The sequence below is a fragment of the Streptomyces sp. NPDC044033 genome, assembly GCF_056434425.1.
The window spans coordinates 1-10564 of record NZ_JBWKFF010000022.1 but is presented as its reverse complement, the minus strand read 5'-3'; the positions used below and the strand labels follow the sequence as shown (position 1 = coordinate 10564).

Genomic DNA, 10564 nt, shown 5'->3' with positions numbered 1-10564 from the left:
ACCCTCTCCTCCCCCCCCCCCCCCCCCCCCCCCCCCCCCCCCCCCCCCCCCCTTCCCCCTCCCCCCCCCCCCCCCCCCCCCCCCACCACCGGCTCATTCGTCAATGCCTACTAGAACTTGACCGACCTGATGACGTAATTGCCCGCCAAATTCGTCCGGTTGCCGGGCGTTTCCGATCCGATGCGGTTCTGGTATCTCTCGCTGGTGTAGTAATTCACCCGGACCGTCGTGTTGTTGTACGCCGACAGGACGTTGTCGTTTCTGGCGCTGAAACCGCAGGATCTGCCGGCCGAGGGGTCGCTGCCATAGAAGTCGCAGCGCTCACCGCTGCCGTTCCATCCGTTGTAGATGCAGAAAGCACCTTGCGGGCAGTCGTAGTTGCCGGCCACTCGCGGGGTGGCGGCTCGGGCGGCGCCACTGTCGGCCATCGCGGCCGGGGCGGCGAACGCCGCGGCCCCGGCGGCCAATACGGCCGCTGCCAGTGCGGTGGCGGCCCTGCGGTGTGTTGAATGCACGAAACGCATTACGACTCCGTTTCTCTGCGCATGGGAGCCGCCCCGAAAAGGCCACGCCAAGGGCCTGTCTTGGAGCGGCCATAGTCGCCTGTGCACACGTAGTTGCCCGTGAAACATCGGCGCCCCAAGAGAAGACCAGGGGGTACGGTCGCGCAACCGTCATTCAGGCCACGGCGACTTCGAGCCATGGGTCTACGGGCGGGCACCGCAGCGCGACCGCGCCCGCCCGGCACGGATACCCTGACCGTTTCAAGCCCGCTGACGGGCAGGCGCCCCCGCCGACCGGGGTTTCAGGGAAGGGCGTGGCCGGGATCGCCGAGCCACGCGGTCTGCCCGCCCTCCGTCACGGTCAGGCCGAAGTCGAACAGCGAGGGCCGGCCGGCTTCGTCGCGCCACCAGTCGGCCGCGGCCCGGGTCTCGTCGTAGAGGTCGCGCGGCCCCCACTGGTACACGGCCGTGCCGGTGCTGTACGCCCAGGAGTCCGGGCCACACCACCAGTGGCCGTCGCCCTGCTCCCAGTGGGAGACGCCGGGCAGCAGCAGGCCGATGGCGAAGGCAGCGTGCGGGTCGGTGAGGGCGAGGCGGTCCAGGCCCCCGTCGGGGGTGGATTCGCGCGCCTCCCGCCAGGTCTCGTCGGTGAACAACTCGCCGATCGGGGAGCGCGGGCGCTGTCCGCGTACGGTCATGAAGTTCATGGCCCCGGCGAAGCGCCCCGACGCCTGCCCGTCGTCGCCGACGGTGAGGCGGGCGAGGCCGTGGGAACAGAACGCGGTGCGGTAGGGCGTGAGGATCAAGCCGCCGGCGCGGGTCTGCTCGACCCACGCGTAGGGGACGGTCAGCACCGCGGCGGTGGACAGCACCCTGTCGTAGGGGGCGCGCGGCGGATAGCCGGCCTCTCCGTCCGCGTGCACGGCGGTGATGTCCTCGTAGCCGGCGGCGGTGAGCGCGGCGCGGGCCCCGGCGTGGAGCGCCGCGTCGATCTCGACGGTGACCAGGCGGTCGCCGCCGACGCGTTGGGCGATGAGGGCGGCGTTGTAGCCGGTGCCCGTGCCGATCTCCAAGACGGTGTCCGAGGCCCGCAGCCCGGCTTCGGCGAGCATGTTCAGCACGGCGTCCGGGGCGCTGATGGAGCAGGTCGGCAGGGTGCCGACGCCGCCCGCGGGGGTGCGGCCGTCGTCGACCTGGGTGACCAGCCCGTCGCACGGGGCGTAGGCCATCGCGGCCCACCGCCGCGGGTCGTCCGTACGGCCGAAGGACCGGTAGCCGTCCCGGTCCTCGGCCCACACGGTGTGCGGTATGAACGCGTGGCGGGGCACGTCCTCGAAGGCGCGGCGCGACCAGGGCTGAGCGAAGGCGCCGAGGCCGCCGAGGACCTCGGCGGCCTCGGCGCGCAGCGCGGTGAAGTCCGGTCCCATGCCCGCTACTTCGGCTTGCGGTGGTCGCCGCTGCCGGGCCGGGAGACGTCGGGGTGCCGGCTGTCCTTGTCGCGCGGGGAGGGCTCCTTCGGCGGCGGGACGGGGGCGGGCTTCTCGCCGTGACGTGCCATGCGCTTTCTCCTTGCTGATGGTTCCGGGCGTTGCTGATGGTTCCGGGCGCGGAACAGGGCGACCCTCGGGGGCAGTACGGAGGTGACCGGGAGGCGGCAAGGCCACCTGGATTAACCCTGTGTCATATGACAGTCACGTACGGTACACATCGCCACAGCGCCCTCGCAACTCCATGCGTCAGGAAGCATTTCTAACCACACCTTGTCGCGAGCATGACCTCTCGCTAGCGTTCAGCACGCTCAACCCACCCCCCATGGAGGTTCGACGTGCATCGCAGGAGAATCGTCTCCGCACTCGCCGCCGGCGTCGTCGTCAGCGGTTGCGTCACCGCCGGCGCCTACGCCACCCCAAGCGCGCACACCCCCCGGGCGACGTCCCCCGCCGCCGCGCCCAGCGGGCTCAACGGCCCGTATCTCTACCTCGGCTGGGGCAGTCCGCCGAAGGCCACGTCCGTCATGTCGGCCACCGGCATCAAGCAGTTCACCATGGCCTTCATGCTCTCCGACGGCGGCTGCAACCCGAAGTGGGACGGCACCCGCGCCCTCACCGGCGGCGCCGACCAGACCACGATCAACTCCATCCGGTCGGCGGGCGGTGACATCACCGTCTCCTTCGGCGGCTGGAGCGGCAACAAGCTGGGCGAGAAGTGCTCGTCCGCCGGCGCGCTCGCCGGGGCCTATCAGAAGGTCATCGACGCCTACAAGTTGAAGTCCATCGACATCGACATCGAGGCCACCGAGGTCTCGAACGCCACCGTGCGCCAGCGCGTCGTCGACGCCCTGAAGACGACCAAGACGAAGAACCCCGGCCTCAAGGTCTACGTCACCTTCGGCACGACCACCACCGGCCCGACCGCCGACGGCAAGGACCTCGTCAAGCGCGGCGCGGCCAAGGGGCTCGACGCGGACTGGGCCGTGATGCCGTTCGACTTCGGCCAGGGGAGCGTCGACATGGCCGCCGCCACGAAGTCGGCGGTGGACGGGCTCAAGAACACCGTCGCGAGCGAGTACAAGCTCTCCTCCGACGCCGCCTACCGCAAGGTCGGCTTCTCCTCGATGAACGGCCATACCGACCAGGCCGGCGAGGTCGTCTCGGTCGCGAACTTCACGTCGATGGTGTCGTACGCGACGAGCCACCACCTCTCCCGCGTCTCCTTCTGGGCGCTCAACCGCGACCGCAAGTGCGGATCCGGCGGTGGCGGGGACGCGTGCAGCGGCATCGACCAGGGAACGTACGACTTCACCAAGGTGCTGGCCGGCTACAACGGTTGACGGTCGCGGGGATGACGCCCCGCCGGCGACGGCCGTACGGTCACCGGGCAGCCCACCGAGGCCAGTTGGAGGTCGAGCCCGTGCGCCCCACCGTCCCAGTGATCCTCGTCGCCACCCTCGCCGCAGGCACGCTCACCGCCTGCGGCGCGGGGTCCGCGCCCCATCCGGACACCGTGAAAGTCGCCTATCAGCGGAACACGAACAGCAAGGTCCGGTACACCGACGACTATCTGGCCATGGTGAAGAAGGAGTTCGAGAAGGCGCACCGGGGCAAGAAGATCGACCTGATCCCGATCCAGTCGTCGGAGAACGACTACTACGCCAAGATCCAGCAGATGATGCGGTCCCCGAAGACCTCGCCGGATCTCGTGTACGAGGACACGTTCCTCATCAACTCCGATATCAAGAGCGGCTATTTGCGTCCGCTCGACGACAAACTGAGAACCTGGGCCGACTGGAAGCAGTTCGCGCCGGCCGCGAAGGCCGCCACCAAGGCCGAGGACGGCAAGACCTACGGCGTGCAGGACGGCACCGACACCCGCGCCCTCTGGTACAACAAGGAGATCTTCGCCAAGGCCGGGCTGCCCACGAAGTGGCGGCCGAAGACCTGGCAGGACGTCCTGGACACGGCTCGTACGATCAAGCGCAAGGTCCCGGACGTCACCCCGCTCAACGTCTATACGGGCAAGGGCGCGGGCGAGGCGTCCGTGATGCAGACCTTCGAGATGCTGCTGTACGGCACCGGCAAGGACCCGCTCTACGACCCGGCGGCGAAGAAGTGGGTGACGGGCAGCAAGGGGTTCCGGGACTCGCTGGACTTCGTGCGGCGCGTCTACGCGGAGAAGCTCGGCCCCGAGGTCTCCGACGCCCTCGACCCGAACGTCGCCGTGCGCAACGTCAGCGAATGGCTGCCGGCCGGGAAGGTCGCCATCGACCTCGACGGCTCCTGGCTCGGGGAGTACTGGCTCCCCACCGGCGGCAAACCGTGGCCGCGGTGGTCGAAGGTGATGGCCCAGACGCCGTTCCCGACGCAGCACGGGCAGGCCCCGGGCAAGGTCAGCCTCTCCGGCGGCTGGGCCTGGTCGATCCCCGCCAAGTCCCGCAACGCCGACCTGGCCTGGCAGTTCATCGAGACGCTCCAGTCGAGGCGGAACGCGGCGGAGTGGGATATCCGGGGCGCGCAGATCGCGGTCCGCGACGACGTCGCGGCCGACGCGAAGTACCTCAAGTCCATGCCCGGCATCGACTTCTTCACCTCGCTGGTGAAGTACAGCCACTTCCGCCCCGCGCTGCCCGTCTACCCCAGGGTCTCCGCCGCGATCGGGGAGCAGATGGAGAACGTGACCACCGGGGACTCGTCGGTCGGTGAGGCCGCGAAGGCGTACGACGAGCAAGTCGCGTCGATCACCGACGGCGCGGTGGTGAGCAGGAACGGATGACCGCGCTCCCGACGGTGCGGGCCCGCGGGCCCCGCCACCGCCTCCGCTGGCTGCCCGTCGCCCCCGCCACCCTCCTCCTGCTGCTCTTCCTCGGCGGGCCCATCGCGTACTGCGTCTACATCTCCTTCACCGATATGCAGCTCACCGGCGCCTCGTCCACCCACTTCGTGGGCCTGGACAACTTCCGGCGGGCGTTCGGCGACGACAAGTTCCGCAACGCGGTCGTCCTGACCCTCGTCTTCACCGTGCTCTCCTCGATCCTCGGCCAGAACACCCTGGGCCTGGGGCTCGCCGCCCTGATGCGGCGCGCTTCGCGGCCCGTACGGACACTCACCGGGGCGATCGTCATCTCCGCCTGGGTGCTGCCGGAAATCGTCGCGGGCTTTCTGCTCTACGCCTTCTTCAACCAGCGCGGCACCCTGAACGACATTCTGGAATGGCTCCATCTGCCCTCCCAGAACTGGCTGTTCACGCTGCCCATCCTCGCCGTCTCGTTCGCCAACGTCTGGCGCGGCACCGCGTTCTCGATGCTCGTCTACTCCGCCGCGCTCTCCGAGATCCCGCAGGAGATCACCGAGGCGGCGGAGGTGGACGGCGCGAGCGGCTGGCAGCGGATGTGGCGCGTCACGCTGCCGATGATCCGGCGCTCCATCGCCACCAATCTGATGCTCAACACGCTCCAGACGCTGTCGGTGTTCGGCCTGATCTGGGCGATGACGCGCGGCGGGCCCGGTACGCGCAGCCAGACGCTGCCGGTCTTCATGTACGACCAGGCGTTCCTGAAGGCGCTCATCGGCTACGGCACGGCGGTGGCGCTGCTGCTGCTCCTGGTGGGGGCGCTGTTCTCGATGGTCTATCTGCGACTGCTGCGCGAGGAGGTCTGAGATGCGCCGGACACCGACGGCCCCCGCACGGCGCGGGTCCCCTCAAGCGCACCACGGGCCCCTTCGAGCCCGCCGCCGGACGCCCAAGCTGCGGCGCGCGGCGCGGCAGCGGCTGGCGGCCGACGCGGCGCTCCTGGTCGCGGCCCTGGCCTTCGCCGTGCCGCTGGCGTGGCTGGTGCTGTCCTCGCTCGACGAACACGCCACGCTCAGCGTCTCCGTGCCGTCCAAACCCACGCTGGCCAACTTCGACGCCCTCATGGACCCGGAGATCACCTACCGGCCCATGCTCAACAGCCTGCTCCTGTGCGGCGGCGCCACGGCCCTGACCATCGTCTGCGCCATCCTCGCCGCCTATCCCCTCTCACGGTTCCGCTCCCGCTTCAAACGCCCGTACCTCATGGCGGTGCTGTTCACCACCTGTCTGCCGATCACCGCGATCATGGTCCCGGTGTACGGCCTCTTCGTGCAGATCAACCTCATCGACACACTGTCCGGCACGGCCCTCTTCCTCGCGGCGACCCAGCTGCCGTTCGCCATCTGGCTGATGAAGAACTTCATGGACGGCATCCCCGTCAGCCTCGAAGAGGCCGCCTGGACCGACGGCGCGAACCATATGCAGGCCCTGGCCCGCGTCATCCTGCCGCTCGTGGGGCCGGGCGTGGCGGTCGTGACCATCTACAGCTTCATCATGATGTGGGGCAACTTCTTCGTCCCCTTCATGCTGCTGCTCACGCCGGACCAACTCCCGGCGTCCGTCAGCATCTTCACCTTCTTCGGCTACCACGGCGAGGTCGCCTACGGGCAGCTCGCCGCCTTCTCCATCCTCTATTCGACGCCCGTGATCCTGCTGTACGTCCTGATCGCCCGGCGGCTGGGCGGCGGGTTCGCGCTGGGCGGCGCGGTGAAGGGGTGAGCGCCGGACGCCCGGTCGCCCGTAAGTCGGACGGGCGTCCATCTTGAGTACGACGTACGGACCCGGCATCGGCCATTTGGCCGGTGCCCAGGTCGGGCCGTGCGGCTGAGGTGGGGAGGGGGCCCGGTGATCGAGGATGGGAGCGCACCCCGTTCCCCGCTCTCCCAGGAGACCTTGTGTCCCATTCCGCCCCCTTCCCCACGTCGACCGCCGTCCCCGGCGCCGCCCCCAACGCCGTCGCCGCGCGGGCGACCGGGCTGAGCAAGGTGTACGGACAGGGCGAGACCCAGGTGGTCGCGCTGGACGCGGTGTCCGTGGAGTTCCGGCGCGCGGAGTTCACCGCGATCATGGGACCGTCCGGGTCGGGCAAGTCCACGCTCATGCACTGCATGGCGGGGCTCGACTCCCTCTCCTCGGGGTCCGCCCGGATCGGCGATGTCGAGCTGGCGTCGCTCAGCGACCGGCAGTTGACGCGGCTGCGCCGGGACCGGGTCGGCTTCGTCTTCCAGGCGTTCAACCTGCTGCCGACGCTGAACGCGATCGAGAACATCACCCTGCCGATGGACATCGCGGGCCGCCGGCCCGACCGGGCCTGGCTGGAGCAGATCGTCTCGACCATGGGCCTCTCCGCGCGGCTTTCGCACCGGCCGGCGCAGCTCTCCGGCGGTCAGCAGCAGCGGGTCGCCGTGGCCCGCGCGCTCGCCTCCCAGCCGGAGATCATCTTCGCGGACGAGCCGACCGGCAACCTCGACTCCCGTTCGGGCGCGGAACTCCTCGGATTCCTCCAGGAGTCGGTGCCGGCCCTCCAGCAGACGGTCGTGATGGTGACGCACGACCCGGTCGCCGCCGCGTACGCGGACCGGGTGGTCTTCCTGGCCGACGGCCGGGTCGTGGACGAGCTGCGCGCGCCGACGGCGGACGCGGTCCTCGACCGGATGAAGGCGTTCGACGCCAAGGGCCGTACGACCTGAGGGGCCGTACGCGTTGAGCCCCGTACGCACTGAGGGCCCGTACGGCGTCGAGGGGCCCCGTACGCACTGAGGGTCCGTACGCGTCAAGAGGCCGTACGCGCTCAGAAGCCGTACGAGCCGAGCGGCCCGTACGGCCCCGGATGCCCCTCTCCCCTAGCGACCCATCCGCCGCTCACCACCCGCCGCTCGCCGCCGGAATCCGGCGCTCCCCATCTCAGCACCCCCCAGGACTGACACACGTGCTTCGCACCGCCCTGCGCAACGTACTCGCGCACAAAGCCCGGCTGGTGATGACCGCTCTGGCGATCATCCTCGGCACCGCCTTCGTCTCCGGCACGCTGATATTCGGCGACACCACCGCCGAGGCCTACAGCAACGTCTCGGCCAAGAACTACAAGGGCGTCGCCGTCCTGGTGACCGCCAACGACGGGATGCCCTCCCCCGGCGATCAGCACAAGACAGCGCTCGACGAGCGGCTGGCCAAGAAGGTCCGGGCGCTGCCGGGCGTCGCCTCGCTGCGGCCGAGCGCCACGGGTTACGCCACCGTCGCCGACAAGAAGCAGCGGCCCCTGGGCAGCGACTGGGGTTCGCTCGGCGCCGACTACGCGCCGGGGAAGGACGGCAAGGACGCCCGCTACCCGCTCACCAAGGGCCGCGCGCCCGCCTCCTCCGACGAGATCGCGCTGAATTCGAGGGCCGTCTCCGACGCCGGGTTCAAGCTCGGCGACAAGATCCGGTTCGCGGTGGACGGTCCGGTGATGACCAAGAAGCTGGTCGGCGTCGTGGAGACGCACGATCCGCGGGTGACGACGGGCGGCACGCTGGCGCTGTTCGACATCGCCACCGCGCAGCGCCTGTTCGCCGCCCCGGGTTCCTACAGCGAGTTCGAGGTGAGGGCGGAGCCGGGCGCCGACGACGGCGAGCTGACCGAGCGGATCCAGCGGCTGCTGCCGGAGGAGACGGCCTTCGCGAAGAGCGGTTCGGAGCTGGCCGAGATCCAGGCCAGTGAGATCACCATGAGCAACCGGTCGCTGACCAAGTCGCTGATGGTCTTCGCGGGCATCGCGCTGTTCGTCGGGGCGTTCATCGTCGCCAACACCTTCACCATGCTGATCTCGCAGCGCCGCCGGGAGACCGCGTTGCTGCGGGCGGTGGGCGCGTCCCGCCGCCAGGTGGTGCGCTCGGTGCTGGCCGAGGCGGCGGTGCTGGGGCTGCTGGCCTCGGTGGCCGGGTTCGTGCTGGGCATCGGCGTCGCGCTCGGGCTGCGACCGCTGCTCAACTCGACGGGCTCGCACCTTCCCGACGGCCCGCTGATCGTCGAACCGTCCTCGGCCGGCTACGCGCTCGTGATCGGCGTGGTCGTGACCGTACTGTCCGCGTGGCTGCCGGCGCGGCGTGCGGCGCGGGTCGCCCCGGTGGAGGCGCTGTCCGAGATCGACCAGGCGCCCGCGCAGCGGAGCCTGGTGGTCCGCGGTGCGATCGGCGCGGTGCTCGCCGGTGCGGGCGTGGCGACCATGCTGTACGTGACCACCCTGTCGGACAGCGGGGGCATCAACGCCGGCATGGTGGGCTCGGCGCTCGTCCTGGCGGGCGTCACCGTGCTCGCCCCGCTGCTGTCGCGCCCGCTGATCACGTTCGCCGGCAAGGCGTTGGTCCGGATGTTCCCGTCCAGCGGACGGCTCGCGACGCGCAACGCCCTGCGCAACCCGCGCCGCACCGCGGCGACGGCCTCCGCGCTGATGATCGGCCTCACGCTGATCACCGGTCTGACGGTGCTGGGCCACTCGGCCACCCTGGGCGTCGACCGGATGATGGAGAAGCAGGGTCTGACGGCCGACTACCAGGTGTCCTCGGACGGCGTCCGCGGCCTCGGGAAGGACGCCGCGCACCGGCTGGCCGGCGTGCCGGGCGCCGCCGCGGCCGTACCGCTGCGCACCGTCGGCGCCGATGTGGACGGGGACAGCCTGGGCGCGCTGGTCGGCACGGATGTCGCGGCCTTCCCGAAGGTGGCCAACCTGCGCTTCGTCAGCGGGTCGGCGCAGGCCGTACAGGCCAAGGGCGCCATCGCCGTCTCGTCGAAGGCCGCGAGCGAGCACGGCCTGCGGGTCGGCCAGCGCGTCAAGCTCTCCTTCCCCGGCGCGGAGGCCGAGGCGGAGGAGAAGCAGGCCGAGGACCGGAAGAAGGGGAAGGGCCGGAAGAAGGAGGGCAGGGAGAAGGCCCAGAAGGACGTCCCGTACACGATCGCCGGCATCTACGCCGACAACGACGTGGCCCCCAACGCGCTCACCTCGCTGTCGGCGATCGACGGCCACACGGACCAGCAGACCCTCGCCAACGAGCGGATCCTCGTCCAGGCGGAGCCGGGCAGGACGTCCGGGCTCGACGACAAGCTCCGCGCGGCCCTGGGCGGCAACCCGCTGGTGAAGGTGAAGGACCAGTCCGTCCTGCGCGAGGAGCGCAGCGGTTCGATCGGCGACATCTTGAACATGACGTACGGGCTGCTGGGCATGGCCCTGGTGATCGCGGTGGTCGGCGTCGTCAACACGCTCGCCATGTCGGTCTTCGAGCGCACCCGGGAGATCGGCATGCTCCGGGCGATCGGCCTGGCCCGCCGGGACGTCAAGCAGATGGTGCGGCTGGAGTCGGTGATGATCTGCCTGTTCGGCGCGGTGCTGGGGGTCGTGGTCGGCGTGTTCCTGGCCTGGTCGGGCGGGCACCTGGTGCGGTCCTCGTTCCCGGCGTACGAGTTCGGCCTGCCGTGGGCGCGGATCGGCCTGTTCCTGCTGATCGCCCTGGTCGTGGGCGTGCTGGCGGCCGTGTGGCCGGCCCGTCGGGCGGCCCGGCTGAACCCGCTGGAGTCGATCGGCGCGCAGTAGGGCGGGCGGAAGCGGAAAACGGCGGTGGGGGGGGGGGGGGGGGGGGGGGGGGGAGGAAGAGAAAACCCCCCCCCCCCCCACCCCCCCCTGTCCCTCGATGGTGGGCCCAGAACACACGTTGTGTGGCGGGTGGGGGAGGGGGGGGGAA

General features: G+C 70.4%; 9 protein-coding genes. 6 read left to right on the top strand and 3 right to left on the bottom strand.

Annotated features, from left to right (window positions below):
• Positions 1–110: 110 nt before the first annotated feature.
• The 3 genes from AC07AB_RS31410 to AC07AB_RS31400 all read right to left on the bottom strand — a co-directional run bounded on the left by AC07AB_RS31410 (position 111) and on the right by AC07AB_RS31400 (position 2061).
• Positions 111–524: a peptidase inhibitor family I36 protein gene (locus tag AC07AB_RS31410; RefSeq protein WP_478574009.1), complete on the bottom strand. Its 414-nt coding sequence runs from the start codon at positions 522–524 to the stop codon at positions 111–113.
• A gap of 281 nt (positions 525–805) precedes the next feature.
• Complete coding sequence (locus tag AC07AB_RS31405; RefSeq protein WP_478574006.1) at positions 806–1930, bottom strand: methyltransferase domain-containing protein; 1125 nt, start codon at positions 1928–1930, stop codon at positions 806–808.
• A 5-nt stretch (positions 1931–1935) separates the two neighbouring features.
• On the bottom strand, positions 1936–2061 hold the full coding sequence (locus AC07AB_RS31400; protein ID WP_478574003.1) for a hypothetical protein: 126 nt from the start codon (positions 2059–2061) through the stop codon (positions 1936–1938).
• 267 nt (positions 2062–2328) lie between these two features.
• Here AC07AB_RS31400 and AC07AB_RS31395 point away from each other — a divergent pair, with 267 nt between their 5' ends.
• The 6 genes from AC07AB_RS31395 to AC07AB_RS31370 all read left to right on the top strand — a co-directional run bounded on the left by AC07AB_RS31395 (position 2329) and on the right by AC07AB_RS31370 (position 10416).
• A complete protein-coding gene (locus AC07AB_RS31395) occupies positions 2329–3333 on the top strand; it encodes a chitinase (protein WP_478574001.1) in 1005 nt (334 codons plus the stop codon).
• Positions 3334–3413: 80 nt separating this feature from the next.
• Entirely contained in the window at positions 3414–4772 is a 1359-nt protein-coding gene (locus AC07AB_RS31390; RefSeq protein ID WP_478573999.1) for an extracellular solute-binding protein, read from the top strand.
• Positions 4769–5656: a carbohydrate ABC transporter permease gene (locus AC07AB_RS31385; protein WP_478573996.1), complete on the top strand. Its 888-nt coding sequence runs from the start codon at positions 4769–4771 to the stop codon at positions 5654–5656. Before AC07AB_RS31390 ends, AC07AB_RS31385 begins: the two co-directional genes overlap by 4 nt.
• 1 nt (position 5657) lies before the next feature.
• Positions 5658–6569, top strand: a complete 912-nt coding sequence (locus AC07AB_RS31380; RefSeq protein ID WP_478573993.1) for a carbohydrate ABC transporter permease — start codon at positions 5658–5660, stop codon at positions 6567–6569.
• Positions 6570–6745: 176 nt separating this feature from the next.
• The gene (locus tag AC07AB_RS31375; RefSeq protein ID WP_478573991.1) at positions 6746–7540 is read left to right on the top strand and encodes an ABC transporter ATP-binding protein; all 795 of its coding nucleotides are present in this window, start codon (positions 6746–6748) and stop codon (positions 7538–7540) included.
• 239 nt (positions 7541–7779) lie between these two features.
• Positions 7780–10416, top strand: coding sequence for an ABC transporter permease (locus AC07AB_RS31370; RefSeq protein ID WP_478573988.1), 2637 nt, complete (start codon positions 7780–7782; stop codon positions 10414–10416).
• Positions 10417–10564: the final 148 nt, after the last annotated feature.